Origin of the sequence: Kitasatospora sp. NPDC051702, from assembly GCF_040681575.1 — a bacterium.
Lineage (GTDB): Bacteria > Actinomycetota > Actinomycetes > Streptomycetales > Streptomycetaceae > Kitasatospora.
The window spans coordinates 60,955-73,609 of record NZ_JBFAZB010000012.1 but is presented as its reverse complement, the minus strand read 5'-3'; the positions used below and the strand labels follow the sequence as shown (position 1 = coordinate 73,609).

Annotated in this window: 13 protein-coding genes; 8 read left to right on the top strand and 5 right to left on the bottom strand. The window is 74.4% G+C overall.

What is annotated here, in order from left to right; genetic code table 11:
• The first annotated feature begins 129 nt into the window (after nucleotides 1-129).
• The 4 genes from AB0N04_RS13325 to AB0N04_RS13310 are packed head-to-tail and all read left to right on the top strand — an operon-like array spanning nucleotide 130 to nucleotide 3,761.
• The gene (locus tag AB0N04_RS13325) at nucleotides 130-1,092 is read left to right on the top strand and encodes an ABC transporter ATP-binding protein (RefSeq protein WP_360213787.1); all 963 of its coding nucleotides are present in this window, start codon (nucleotides 130-132) and stop codon (nucleotides 1,090-1,092) included.
• Entirely contained in the window at nucleotides 1,089-1,811 is a 723-nt protein-coding gene (locus tag AB0N04_RS13320; RefSeq protein WP_360213789.1) for an ABC transporter permease, read from the top strand. The genes AB0N04_RS13325 and AB0N04_RS13320 overlap by 4 nt, the downstream gene beginning before the upstream one ends.
• 8 nt (nucleotides 1,812-1,819) lie before the next feature.
• Nucleotides 1,820-3,076: a histidine kinase gene (locus AB0N04_RS13315; RefSeq protein ID WP_360213791.1), complete on the top strand. Its 1,257-nt coding sequence runs from the start codon at nucleotides 1,820-1,822 to the stop codon at nucleotides 3,074-3,076.
• A 55-nt stretch (nucleotides 3,077-3,131) separates the two neighbouring features.
• Nucleotides 3,132-3,761, top strand: coding sequence for a response regulator transcription factor (locus tag AB0N04_RS13310; protein WP_360213793.1), 630 nt, complete (start codon nucleotides 3,132-3,134; stop codon nucleotides 3,759-3,761).
• A gap of 22 nt (nucleotides 3,762-3,783) precedes the next feature.
• On the opposite strand, the gene AB0N04_RS13305 is transcribed toward AB0N04_RS13310, so the two are convergent.
• A complete protein-coding gene (locus AB0N04_RS13305) occupies nucleotides 3,784-4,656 on the bottom strand; it encodes a transglutaminase-like domain-containing protein (protein WP_360213795.1) in 873 nt (290 codons plus the stop codon).
• Between the two features lie 67 nt (nucleotides 4,657-4,723).
• A complete protein-coding gene (locus AB0N04_RS13300) occupies nucleotides 4,724-5,755 on the bottom strand; it encodes a GNAT family N-acetyltransferase (RefSeq protein ID WP_360213797.1) in 1,032 nt (343 codons plus the stop codon).
• Nucleotides 5,756-5,889: 134 nt separating this feature from the next.
• Between AB0N04_RS13300 and fdxA the strand changes: the two genes are divergently transcribed.
• Together fdxA and dapC are read left to right on the top strand one after the other, a co-directional pair.
• Complete coding sequence (gene fdxA, locus AB0N04_RS13295) at nucleotides 5,890-6,216, top strand: ferredoxin (protein WP_030061559.1); 327 nt, start codon at nucleotides 5,890-5,892, stop codon at nucleotides 6,214-6,216.
• A gap of 20 nt (nucleotides 6,217-6,236) precedes the next feature.
• On the top strand, nucleotides 6,237-7,385 hold the full coding sequence (gene dapC / locus AB0N04_RS13290) for a succinyldiaminopimelate transaminase (RefSeq protein WP_360213799.1): 1,149 nt from the start codon (nucleotides 6,237-6,239) through the stop codon (nucleotides 7,383-7,385).
• A 75-nt stretch (nucleotides 7,386-7,460) separates the two neighbouring features.
• On the opposite strand, the gene AB0N04_RS13285 is transcribed toward dapC, so the two are convergent.
• On the bottom strand, nucleotides 7,461-8,228 hold the full coding sequence (locus AB0N04_RS13285; protein WP_360213909.1) for a hypothetical protein: 768 nt from the start codon (nucleotides 8,226-8,228) through the stop codon (nucleotides 7,461-7,463).
• Between the two features lie 279 nt (nucleotides 8,229-8,507).
• The gene (locus tag AB0N04_RS13280; RefSeq protein ID WP_360213801.1) at nucleotides 8,508-9,563 is read right to left on the bottom strand and encodes a hypothetical protein; all 1,056 of its coding nucleotides are present in this window, start codon (nucleotides 9,561-9,563) and stop codon (nucleotides 8,508-8,510) included.
• 174 nt (nucleotides 9,564-9,737) lie between these two features.
• Here AB0N04_RS13280 and dapE point away from each other — a divergent pair, with 174 nt between their 5' ends.
• Both dapE and AB0N04_RS13270 read left to right on the top strand, forming a co-directional pair.
• On the top strand, nucleotides 9,738-10,814 hold the full coding sequence (dapE, locus tag AB0N04_RS13275; protein ID WP_360213803.1) for a succinyl-diaminopimelate desuccinylase: 1,077 nt from the start codon (nucleotides 9,738-9,740) through the stop codon (nucleotides 10,812-10,814).
• 123 nt (nucleotides 10,815-10,937) lie between these two features.
• Nucleotides 10,938-11,747, top strand: coding sequence for a TIGR00730 family Rossman fold protein (locus AB0N04_RS13270; protein ID WP_360213805.1), 810 nt, complete (start codon nucleotides 10,938-10,940; stop codon nucleotides 11,745-11,747).
• 93 nt (nucleotides 11,748-11,840) lie between these two features.
• Here the strand turns inward: AB0N04_RS13270 and folP are convergent, their stop codons facing one another.
• Nucleotides 11,841-12,653 (bottom strand): dihydropteroate synthase, encoded by an 813-nt coding sequence (gene folP / locus AB0N04_RS13265; RefSeq protein WP_360213897.1) that lies wholly within the window; start codon nucleotides 12,651-12,653, stop codon nucleotides 11,841-11,843.
• Nucleotides 12,654-12,655 lie beyond the last annotated feature (2 nt).

Below are 12,655 nucleotides of genomic sequence, written 5' to 3'. Positions count from 1 at the left end.
TGCCGGCCACCGGCATGACATCCGTCATGTCGAAGCCGGGACGGCGCACACTGCCGACCACCCCCGCCCGCGCGGGACTCTGAAGCGGTGCGAACGACAGTGACACCACCAGGGGAGAGGAGCCGGGCGATGGGCACCGAGGTGGCAGCCTTCCGCGGCGTCGGGAAGAGCTACGGCCGGGTACGCGCCGTGGACGACCTCGACCTCGTGCTGAGGGCGGGCGAGACCGTCGCCCTGCTCGGCCCGAACGGCGCCGGCAAGTCCAGCAGCCTGGACCTGCTGCTCGGCCTGCGCGACCCCGACCAGGGCAGCGTCACGCTGTTCGGCGGCACGCCGCGGGAGGCCGTCACGGCCGGCCGGGTCGGCGCGATGCTGCAGAGCGGCGGGCTGATGGCCGACGTCAAGGTCCGCGAGCTGGTCCGGCTCGCCTGCGACGTCCACCCGCGCGGCCGGTCGGTCACCGAGGTGCTGACCGACGCCGGGATCGCGGACATCGCGGAACGGCGGGTCGACAAGCTGTCCGGCGGCCAGGAGCAGCGGGTCCGCTTCGCCCTCGCGATCGCCGGGGACAACGACCTGATCGTCCTGGACGAACCCACCACCGGCATGGACGTGACCGTCCGGCAGGCGTTCTGGGCGAGCATGCGGGCGCAGGCCGACGCCGGGCGCACGGTGCTGTTCGCCACCCACTACCTGGAGGAGGCGGACTCGATCGCCGACCGCGTCCTCGTGCTGCACCGCGGCCGGCTGATCGCCGACGGCAGCTCCGCCGAGATCAAGGCGCGCGCCGGGGCCCGCCGGATCGCCTTCGAGCTCCACGACGCGGACCTGACGGAGGCCGCCGCCCGCTTCGACGAGGGCGTGCTGCGCACCCTGCCGGGCGTCCGGTCGCTGGACGTCACCGCCCGGGTCCCGGGGGTGCGGACCGTCCGGATCCGGACCGCGGACGCCGACGCCAGCGTCGCCGGGCTCTACCGGGCGGGCCTGTACCCGCGCGGGCTGGAGGTCACCGGCCTCGGCCTGGAACAGGCCTTCCTGACCATCACCGGCGAGCAGGACCAGCACGAGGCCGCGAAGGAGAACGCGCGATGACCACCCTGATCCGGCTGGAGATCCTGCGGACCCTCCGCAACCGGCGCTACCTGCTCTTCACGATCGCCTACCCGGCGCTGATGTACTTCTTCTTCATCCACGCCTACGGCTCCACCGCGCAGGCCGGCGGCCTGCCGGTGAAGACCTACTTCATGGTCTCGATGGCCACCTTCGGCGCCGTCGGGGCGGTGCTGACCGGCAGCGCGCAGCGGATCTCGCTGGAGCGCAAGAGCGGCTGGGTGCGCCAGCTGCGACTGACCGCGCTGCCCGGCCGGGCGTACACCCTCGGCAAGATCGCTGCGAGCTCGGTGACCACGCTGCCGGCGATCCTGGTGGTCTTCGCGGTCGGCGCGAGCCAGGGCGTGTCGCTGGGCGCGGCGCAGTGGGTCGGCCTGGCGGCCGCGCTGTGGCTGGGCAGCTTCGTGTTCGCGGCGCTCGGGGTGGCGCTCGGGTACGCCGCGGCGCCGGACTCGGTGCAGACCATCGTGATGATCACCTACATGGTGATGGCGCTGTTCGGCGGGACGTGGTTCCCGGTGAGCGGCTCGCTGGAGAGGTTCGCCCGGTTCAACCCGGTCTACCTGTACAACAAGCTGGCCACCTTCACCCAGCCCGGGCACTCCCTGGACACCGCCGCGGTCGCCGGGCTGCTCGCCTTCCTCGCGGTGTTCGTCGCGGCCGCGGCGGCCCTGTACCGCCGCGACACCCGACAGGCATGATGACCGCCATGAACGACACGCGCCAGGCCCACCCGTCCGACGAGACCCCGGACGCGGGCCCGGCGCGCGCGTCGTTCATGAACGTCCCCGGCTCCCCGGTCGAGACCCGCCGGCAGCTGCTGGTCAAGGTCGCCTGGATGCTGCTGTGGATGATCTACCTCGCCTACCCGGTGGGCGACCTGCTGCACGGCGGCCACGGCCCGGCCGGCAAGGTGCTCGGCTGGGGCTGCCTGGCGTTCTTCGTGGCGGGCTACGTCCTGCTGGTGATCTTCCGCTCGACGGCCGGGATGCGGCCGCGGGCCTGCCGGGCGATCGTCGCGGTCATGGTGGCGCTCGCGACCGCCTCCTCCTTCGTGCTCGGCGGAGCGTTCCTCACCCTCTTCATCTACGCCTCGGTGTGCGTCGCGATCGTCACCCCGCCGCGCTACGCGCTGCCCGCGCTCGGCGGCATGGCCGGCCTCACCGCCGTGGTCGGACTGCTGATCCACGCGGGCGTCGACAACGTCTCGACCTTCACCCTCAGCGCCTTCCTCTCCGGCGCCGCGATGACCGGCCTGCAGCGGCTGGTCGCCACCATGAAGGAGCTGCGCGAGGCGCGGGCCGCGGTCGCGCACCTGGCCGCCTCCGAGGAACGGCTGCGCCTGGCCCGCGACCTGCACGACCTCCTCGGGCACTCGCTGTCGCTGATCACGCTGAAGAGCGAGCTGGCCGGGCGCTTCCTGGACGCCGGCAAGGACGAGGCGGCGCGGACGCAGGTCGCCGACATCGAGCAGGTCGCCCGGCAGTCGCTGATCGACGTCCGGGAGGCGGTCACCGGCTTCCGCCGCCCCACCATGCCGGTCGAACTCGCCGCCGCGCGCACGGCGCTGGCCGCCGCGCAGGTCCGGCTGGAGGCCGCGCCGGAGCTCGTCGACGCCTGGCCCGGGCTGGCCGACGAGGAGGCCGGCGCGCTGGCCTGGGCGCTGCGCGAGGCCGTCACCAACATCGTCCGGCACGGCGAGGGCGCCACCGTCTGCACCGTCACCGCCGACGAGAGCTGGGAGGGCGGCGGCGAGCGCTACGCCGTCCTGGAGATCGCCGACGACGGGCGCGGACCGGGCAAGTCCCAGGCCGGGAACGGGCTCTCCGGGCTGGAGGAGCGGCTGGCCCTGGTCGGCGGCCGTCTGCGGACCGGCCCGGGGCCGCGCGGCAGGGGGTTCCGGCTGCGGGCCTCGGTGCCGCTGCGCACCGTCGCCGTCGTCCCCGAGGCCTCCGAGAGGGCGTAGCGCGGGCCCGGAACCGCCCCTACGGGCGGGGCCGCGCAAGCCCTAAGGTCGGGGCATGAGTGACATTCAGAACGGGGCCCCGATCCGGGTGCTGCTGGCCGAGGACCAGGGGATGGTCCGGGAGGCGCTGGCGGCCCTGCTCGGCCTCGAGGGGGACATCGACGTCGTCGCGCAGGTCGGCCGCGGGGACGAGGTGGTGGCGGCGGCGCTGGCGAACGACGTGCAGGTCGCCGTGCTGGACATCGAGATGCCGGGGCTGACGGGCATCGAGGCGGCCGCCGAGCTGCGCCGGGCGGCGCCGGGGACGCGGGTGGTGATCGCGACGACCTTCGGCCGGCCCGGGTACCTGCGGCGGGCGATGGAGTCGGGCGCGGACGCCTTCCTGGTGAAGGACGCGCCGGCCTCGGAGCTGGCGGAGGCGATCCGCCGGGTGCTGCGCGGGGAGCGGGTGATCGATCCGGTGCTGGCCGCGGCCGCGCTCGCCGAGGGGGCGAACCCGTTGACCGCACGGGAGCGCGACGTGCTGGGCGCGGCCGCGGACGGCGCGGTGAACGCGGACATCGCGCAGCGGCTGCACCTGTCGGAGGGGACGGTCCGCAACTACCTCTCGATGGCGATCCAGAAGACCGCGGCCCGCAACCGCACCGAGGCGGTCCGGATCGCCCGCGAGAAGGGCTGGCTGTAGGGCCCGGCCCCGGCCGGCCGCGTCAGTTGAGCCGGTGGCGGGCCGCCCGGGCCTCCTGGCGGACCTTGACGGCGGTGTCCGGGTCGAAGGCGTCCAGGATCTGCGCGTAGGCGTCCATCTCGGCCGAGCCGCCGAGGAAGTCGCCGGTCCGCACCAGCAGTTCGGCGCGTTCGAGGCGCAGTTGGGCGGGGTGGCGGGGCAGCAGCAGGGCGAGTTCGGTGGCCCAGAGCTGGGTACGGGCGTGTTCGGGGCGGTCGGCGGCCCAGGCGCGGATGTTGCCGAGCACCCGCAGCACGATGTCGAGCGGCTGGGCCGGGGTGAGCAGGGCGGGGCTGAAGTCCTGCCCGGCGGCGGCGACCAGCCGTTCGGCGTCGTCGGGATCGAGCAGCCGCCCGCCGTGGAAGGGGTCGGCGAGCACGTACTCCTCGCCGCCGCCGGGGGAGCCGACGGCGACGATGAAGTGGCCGGGCAGGGCGATGCCGTGGACGGCGAGCCCGGCCCGCCGCCCGACCGCCGTCCACACCAGCGACAGCATGATCGGCAGTCCGCGCCGCCGCCGCAGCACGTCGGGCAGCAGGGAGGACTCCAGCCGCCGGTAGTCGGACTGCCGTCCGTGGAACCGCTCCCGCCCGCCGAGGACGGCGGCGAGCAGGGCGGCGGTCTCCTCGGGCCCGGTGGGGGCGCGCTGGGCGACGGCGAGCCGGACGGCGCTCGCGTGCCGGTCGAGCGCGGCCTCGCAGGCGGCGAGCAGGGCGTCCACGCTCGGCGGTTCGCCGGGGTCGTCCGGGTCGAGGACCGGGCCGTGTTCGGCCGCGGCCAACAGGCAGAGCAGCACCGGGTCGGGGTGCTCGGAGCGGGCGACGGTCCGGAAGCGGTCTCTGCTCTGCTCGGTCACGGTGACGGCGACGGCTTTCGTACGGCGGGCGGGCAAGCGGACGGACGGGCGGGTCGAACGGCGCGGGCTACTCGGACGGGTGGTGCCGGCCCTCGGGGAGCAGGGTGTAGTGGTAAGTGTGACTGGTCGTGAAGCCGAGTCCGTCATAGAGCGCGATCGCCCCGGTGTTGTCGGCCTCGACCTGCAGGTACCCGCCGGCGGCCCCCTCCTCCGCGGCCCGGGAGGCGAGCACCGCCATCACGGCCGTGGCCAGCCCGGCCCGCCGGGCGCGGGGCGCGACCTCGACCGCGCCGAAGCCCGCCCAGGGTCCGTCGACGACGCAGCGCCCGATCGCCAGCGGCGGCTGCCCGGGGGCGCCGGGCACGGTGGCGAACCAGACCGACGGGCCGCCGTGCAGCACCCGCGACGCGGCCTCCTCCAGGGCCTGGTCCCCGGTCACCCGCCGGTACAGCGAGAGCCACGCCGCGTCGGCGGTCCGGGAGAGCCGCACCCGGTCGTGCCCGGACCCGGCCCGGGCGAGGCCGGCCAGCGGGACGGTGCGGACCAGGGTGGGCGCGTGCCCGGCGCCCAGCCGGTCGAGTTCGGCGCGCAGGTCCTGCGGTGCGCCGGGTTCGACCACCTCGACGTGGGCGGGCAGCCCGCGCGCCGCGTACCAGTCGCGGACGGCCGCGAGCGCGTCCGCGGTGGGCAGCCCCGGGTCGCCGAGGGCCTGGACGGAGTTGGCCCTGCGGGTGAACCCGGCCGAGGCGCGCAGCGTCCACTCGCCGAGCGGCTCCTGTTCGACGGCGGGCCAGCCGCGCGCGGCGGTCCGCTGGAGTTCGATGGGGCCGGCGGCGGGCAGCGGGGCGCGGCGGGCCGGGAAGAGGGGCACGACCTTGCCCGCGACCAGCAGTTTCTCGGCGAAGGCGACCGGCTCGCCGGTGCGCGGAACGACCGTCAGTCCATGATCGTCCCACGATGTGAGCACGCCGATCGAATCCCGGAACACCGGGCGGCCGTCGACGAACTCCGAGAGGCGCCGGACGGACACGCGTCGTCCCACGTCAGAGCGGTCTATCCGGACCTCCGGACGGTCCTGGACCGGGCCGCCTGCCGTCATCTGGGCACCTCCTGTGCATTTGCCGTCTCCGACCCGCGATACTAGGGGCGGGCATCGACGACGCCGCGCTCACCGCGCACGCGAGCAGAACAGAACGGGCCGCCACGGCGGCTCTTCCGAGGAGGAACGACAGCGTGACCTACGTCATCGCGCAGCCTTGTGTCGACGTGAAGGACAAGGCGTGCATCGAAGAGTGCCCGGTTGACTGCATCTACGAGGGCGAGCGATCGCTCTACATCCACCCGGATGAGTGTGTCGACTGTGGCGCTTGCGAGCCGGTCTGCCCGGTCGAGGCGATCTTCTACGAGGACGACACTCCCGAGGAGTGGAAGGACTACTACAAGGCGAACGTCGAGTTCTTCGACGACCTGGGTTCGCCCGGTGGCGCCTCGAAGCTGGGCCTGATCGAGCGAGACCACCCGTTCATCGCCGCTCTGCCGCCGCAGAACGCCGACCACTGACGATCGGTGGCAACTGAGCTGTGAGCACCAACAGCACGCGCGCGCCGTTCCCGGGCCACCCGGGGGCGGCGCGCCGCGTTTCAGACCTCCTCCCGGTCTTCCCCTGGGACAAGCTGGAGCCGTACAAGGCGACCGCCCTGGCCCACCCGGACGGCCTCTGCGACTTCTCCGTGGGCACCCCGGTGGACCCGGTCCCCGAGGTGGTCCAGAAGGCACTGGCCGCCGCCACGGACACGCCCGGCTACCCGACGGTCTGGGGCCCGGTGGAGCTGCGCGAGGCGATCGCCGGCTGGCTGCACCGCCGCTGCGGCGCCGAGATCGGCCCGCAGGCCGTCCTGCCGACCGTCGGCTCCAAGGAGCTGGTGGCCTGGCTGCCGACCCAGCTCGGCCTCGGCCCCGGCGACCAGGTCGCCTACCCGCGGCTGGCCTACCCGACCTACGAGGTCGGCGCGCGGCTGTGCGGCGCGGAGCCCGTCGAGTACGACTCGGTGGACGAGCTGGACGGCTCCCGGGTACGCCTGATCTGGGTGAACTCGCCGTCCAACCCGACCGGCCGGGTGCTGTCCGCGGACGAGCTGCGCCGCACGGTGGAGTGGGCCCGGGAGCACCGGGCGCTGCTGGTCAGCGACGAGTGCTACCTGGAGCTGGGCTGGTCCGCCGACCCGGTCTCGGTGCTGCGCCCGGACGTCTGCGGCGCGGACCACGAGGGCCTGCTGGCCGTCCACTCGCTCTCCAAGCGCTCCAACCTGGCCGGCTACCGCGCCTCCTTCGTGGCGGGCGACCCGGTGGTGGTCAGGGAGCTGCTGGAGGTGCGCAAGCACGGCGGCATGATCGTGCCCGCCCCCGTCCAGGCGGCGACCGTCGCGGCGCTGGCGGACGACGCGCACGTGGCCGATCAGCGCGAGCGGTACGCGGCCCGGCGCTCGGCGCTGCGGACGGCACTGGAGGCCTACGGCTTCCGGATCGAGCACTCGGAGGCGAGCCTCTACCTGTGGGCGACGCAGGACCGCCCGTGCTGGGAGACGGTGGCCGAACTGGCCGCGCTGGGCATCCTGGTGGCGCCCGGTGACTTCTACGGGCCGGCCGGTGAGCGCTTCGTCCGGGTCGCGTTCACCGCGACCGACGAGCGGGTCGCCGCCGCGGTGGCGCGCCTGGACGCGGCGCGCTGATCCCACGCGGGAGGGGGCCGGTGTCGATCCGACACCGGCCCCCTCTGCGCTTCCCCCGCGGTGCGGAGGGACGGACTACAGCGGCAGGCCGCTGATGCTGCCGCCGTTGACGCCGCCGAGCAGGCCGCCGACCGGGCCGAGGGCGTTGGTGAGGCCGGAGAGCGGGTTGTTCGGGCCGAGGTCGGCGCCGCCCAGGCGGTTCGCCGAGCCGTGCTCGGCCAGCCCCAGGACGTCCGTGGCGGGCAGGGCGGGCAGCGCGCGCTCGACGGAGCCGAGCGGCAGCGCGTCGGTGACGGCGTTGGTGCTCGGGACGGCCTGGGTGAGCTGGCCGGCGCCGGGCAGGCCCTGGGCGACGGAGCCGGACTGGGCGAGCCCGCCGACCGGGCTGGCGGCGGCGCTGCGGGTGCCCGCACCCTTGCCGGTGACGGCCTCGCCGAGCTTGCCGGCCAGTGCGGAGGCGACCTTCGGGGTGACGGCGGACAGCTGGCCGGTGGTGGCCGCGGTCTGGTCGACCGGGGCGGTCAGCGAGCTGGCCTTCTCGTTCGCCTCGGGGAGCTGGTGGGCGACGATGTTGCCGGCCGCGTCGGCGGAGGCCGGTACGCCCGCGGCGACGGTGGCGGCGCCGGTGGTGCCCGCGGCCTGGCCCAGCTGGTGGGTGGTGTGCTGGAGCGTGGAACCGGTGTCGGTGTTGGTCAGCTGGCCCAGCGGGGCGGCGAGGTCGCTCTTGGGCAGCAGGGCGTCGCCGCCCAGGGCGGACGCGGAGCCGGCCGCGACCAGCGGGGTCGCGCCGGCCGCCACGAGCAGCGCGGCCTGGGCGATCCGGCGCGTGAGGGGGTGAGACATGGGGCTCCTCGAAGGGTCTGGGTCCGTCCCGTCCGCCGGGCGGACGACGGTGTTACCGCTCGAGGAGCCGGAAGGTTTCGGCCCGGGTGAGGAAAGTTTCTGGCTGACCATCGGATCGTAGGACTGCGCGGGTCGGGCCTGGCGGAGCCCCCGCGGGGCCGTGGACCCGGCGCGGGGCAAGGGGAGTGACGGTTCTCCACCGGGGCCCGCCGGGGGCGGAGCCGGTCCACCGGGGTTGACCAACTTCACCCGTCCGGCGGCAACCCGTACGTCAGTGCGTCAACCCTTGTCCGGCGCGGCGAGGGTGACCTGAACGAGCTTGGTCGACGTCCCGGAGGTCTGCGGCTGCCAGCCGTCCGCCGACTTGCTCTTGCGCCAGATCTTCCCGTCGTAGGCGACCGTCGCCACGCCCAGCTGCTGGGCCTGGGCCACCGCCCAGTGGGCGACCTCCCAGCCGCTCGCCCGCTCGGCGCTCACCCCGCCGTCCGTCACGGCGTCCGCCGAGGAGGTCAGCGCGGCGGTGGCCGGGTCCGGCGTCAGCGAGACGGCGTTCTCGGCGCCCTTGATGGTCGAGGTGTAGCCGGTGGCCGGGGTGACGGTGCGGCCGAACTCCCGGCGCACCCGGTCGGACAGCACCTGGGCCCGGTCCGGCGCCGCGGCCGGGGTGGCGGAGGCGCCCGCCGTGGGGGAGGCGGAGTCCTCCGGGTCGGGCTTGGTGTAGTCGTGCACGATGCAGGAGAACGACGCGGGCTCCCGGCCGGCCAGCGCCGAGGTGAGCAGGGTCGCCTTGGTCTCGTGCTTGGCGTACGCCTGCGGGTAGCCGCTCTTCTGCACCGCCTGCGCGGCGTCGGTCAGCGGCAGCCGGGTGTAGCCGGGGACCTTCACCAGGCCGTCCAGGAACTTGTTGGTCGCGTACACCGGGTCTGCGATCTGCGCCGGGGTGCCCCAGCCCATCGACGGCCGCTGCTGGAACAGGCCGATCGAGTCCCGGTCGCCGCCCGCGAGGTTGCGCAGCTTGGACTCCTGCATGGCGGTCGCCAGCGAGATCGCGGTGGCCCGGTCCGGCAGCCCGCGCGAGCGCGACACCGCGGCGATCGTCGCGGCGTTGGCGGCCTGCGGCAGCTCCAGGGTGCCGCTGCCGGCCGCGGTCTTCACCGTGCAGCCCTCGGACTCGCCCGGCTTGAAGCCGAACCACCAGATGCCGACCACGGCCAGGCCCGCGACCAGCGCCAGGCCGAGCAGTCCGACGATCACCAACAGCAGCGCGCGCAGCGGCCCGCGGCGGGCGGGCGCCGCCTCGTCGCCCGGCTCCTCGCTGCTCCTCTTCCTGGCCACCGTCGCCCCTCTCGCGCCTGCACCTTGATCCGACACCGTACCCACTCGGACGGGTGTGCGGCGCCCCCGGTTGCCGTTCCGCCCCGGTTGCGCGTCACGGAACCACCACGGAACGACCACGGACGGCCACGGACGGGCACGGGGCCGCCGCGCGGTACGGCCTAGGCTGGCGGCATGAGCAGCTCGAACCCGATCCCCCTGGACCTCACCCTCGACGGCGGTGCGCTGACCGCCCGGCTCGTCGACTTCCCGTCGGTGAGCGGCGACGAGCAGGCGCTCGCCGACGCCGTGGAGGCCGCCCTGCGCGGCCACCCGCACCTCACCGTGGACCGGTACGGCAACAACGTGGTGGCCCGCACCACCCTCGGCCGGTCGGAGCGCGTCCTGCTCGCCGGCCACCTGGACACCGTGCCGATCGCCGACAACGTGCCCTCGTACGTCGAGGGCGACCTGCTCTACGGCTGCGGCACCTCGGACATGAAGTCCGGCGTGGCCGTCCAGCTGCGCCTCGCCGCGACCCTGACCGACCCCAACCGCGACCTGACCTACGTGTTCTACGACTGCGAGGAGGTGGAGGCCCACCGCAACGGCCTGGGCCACCTCGCCAAGGAGCACCCGGACTGGCTGGCGGCCGACTTCGCGGTGCTGATGGAGCCCAGCGGCGCGGTCGTCGAGGGCGGCTGCCAGGGCACGCTGCGGGCGCAGGTCCGGCTCACCGGGGTGCGCGCCCACGCGGCCCGCAGCTGGCTCGGCGACAACGCCATCCACCACGCCGCCGAGGTGCTCACCCGGCTCGCGCAGTACCGGCCCCGCCGGGTGGAGATCGACGGCCTGGAGTACCGCGAGGGCCTGAACGCGGTGCGGATCGACGGCGGCGTGGCCGGCAACGTCATCCCGGACGAGTGCGTGGTGACGGTCAACTTCCGCTACGCGCCGGACCGCAGCGAGGCGGACGCGGAGAAGCACGTGCGCGAGGTCTTCGACGGCTTCGAGCTGACCGTGACCGACTTCGCCCCGGGCGCCCTGCCCGGGCTGTCCCAGCCCGCCGCGCGGGCCTTCCTGGCGGCCACCGGCGGCCAGGCCCGGGCCAAGTTCGGCTGGACGGACGTCGCCCGGTTCAGTGCGCTCGGCGTCCCGGCGGTGAACTACGGCCCCGGCGACCCGAACCTCGCGCACAAGCGGGAGGAGCACTGCTCGCTGAGCGCCATCGCCGAGGTCGAGGACCGGCTGCGGGCCTGGCTGACCAGCTGAACGGACGGACCGACGAGCGGCTGGTCGGACCGGCCGCTCATCGGTCGGACGCCATCTTCCGGTCGTCCAACCGACCTTCCCCCGTTGCCTGAAAACGGGGATCTCCGGGCGTAGGGTTTCGTCATGACAGGCACAGGAGACGAGAAGAGCTACGGACACGGCCCCGAGCAGGTCGGCGCGCCGCGGAAGAAGAAGGCCTGGCCCGAGAAGCAGAAGGGTCCGGTGCTGGTGCGCCGGGACCAGGTCGGCACGAGCACCACGGACCAGCGCCTGCTGGACACCACCGGTCCGACCGACTGGCTGCACACCGATCCGTGGCGGGTGCTGCGGATCACCTCCGAGTTCGTCGAGGGCTTCGGCGCCCTCGCCGAACTCCCGCCCGCGATCAGCGTCTTCGGCTCGGCCCGGACCCCGGCCGACTCGCCCGAGTACGAGGCCGGCGTGGCCATCGGCCGGGCCCTCGCCGAGGCCGGCTACGCGGTGATCACCGGCGGCGGCCCGGGCGCCATGGAGGCCGCCAACCGCGGTGCCTCCGAGGCCGGCGGGCTGAGCGTCGGCCTCGGCATCGAGCTGCCCTTCGAGCAGGGCCTCAACGAGTTCGTCGACCTCGGGCTGAACTTCCGTTACTTCTTCGTCCGCAAGACGATGTTCGTGAAGTACGCCCAGGGCTTCGTGGTGCTGCCCGGCGGGCTCGGCACGCTGGACGAGCTGTTCGAGGCGCTCACCCTGGTGCAGACCAAGAAGGTCACCCGCTTCCCGGTGATCCTCTTCGGCAGCGCGTACTGGGGCGGCCTCTACGAGTGGCTGAAGAACACCCTGGTCGCCCAGGGCAAGGCGGCCCCGCACGACCTGGAGCTCTTCCACATCACCGACGAGATCGACGAGGTCATGAAGATCCTCGCCGACGCCCGCCGGCCGGTGAACGAGATCTAGCAGCTGCACATCCAGCCCCCGCCCGGCGGGCGGTGCCCGTCGGGCCCCGGGCGGCACCCCGCCCGCGCGGGCCGCGCCCCCCGGGGCGAGGGCTCACGCCAGGCCCCGGCGGGCGACCGCCGGGGGGCGGGTGCCCCGGATCGAGGCGACCATGTCCAGCACCTGGCGGGTCTCGGCGACCTGGTGCACCCGGTAGATCCGGGCGCCCAGCCAGGCCGAGACCGCCGTGGTCGCCAGGGTGCCGAGCAGCCGCTCGTTCACCGGCCGGTCCAGCGTCTCGCCCACGAAGTCCTTGTTGGACAGCGAGACCAGCACCGGGAAGCCGGTGGCGGTCATCTCCGGCAGCCGCCGGGTCGCCTCCAGCGAGTGCCGGGTGTTCTTGCCGAAGTCGTGCCCGGGGTCGATGACCACGGCGTCCCGCCGCACGCCCAGCTCCACCGCGCGCTCGGCCAGCCCGACCGTCACCCGCAGGATGTCCGCCATCACGTCCTCGTACCCGACCCGGTGCGGGCGGGTGCGCGGCTCCGCGCCGCCCGCGTGGGTGCAGACCAGCCCGACGTCGTGGCGCGCGGCCACCTCGGCGAGCTTCGGGTCGACCCCGCCCCAGGCGTCGTTCAGCAGGTCGGCGCCGACCTCGCAGACCGCGTCGCCGACCTCGTGCCGCCAGGTGTCCACGCTGATCACGGCCCCGGGGTGGCGCTTGCGCAGCTCGGCCACGAACGGGACGGTGCGCCGCAGCTCCTCCTCCACCGTGACCTCGTCACCGGGCCCGGCCTTCACCCCGCCGATGTCCAGGATCGCCGCGCCCTCGGCCATCGCACGGTCGGCGGCGGCGAACGCGGCCTCGTCCGCGAAGGTGGCGCCCTTGTCGAAGAACGAGTCCGGCGTCCGGTTGACGATCGCCATGA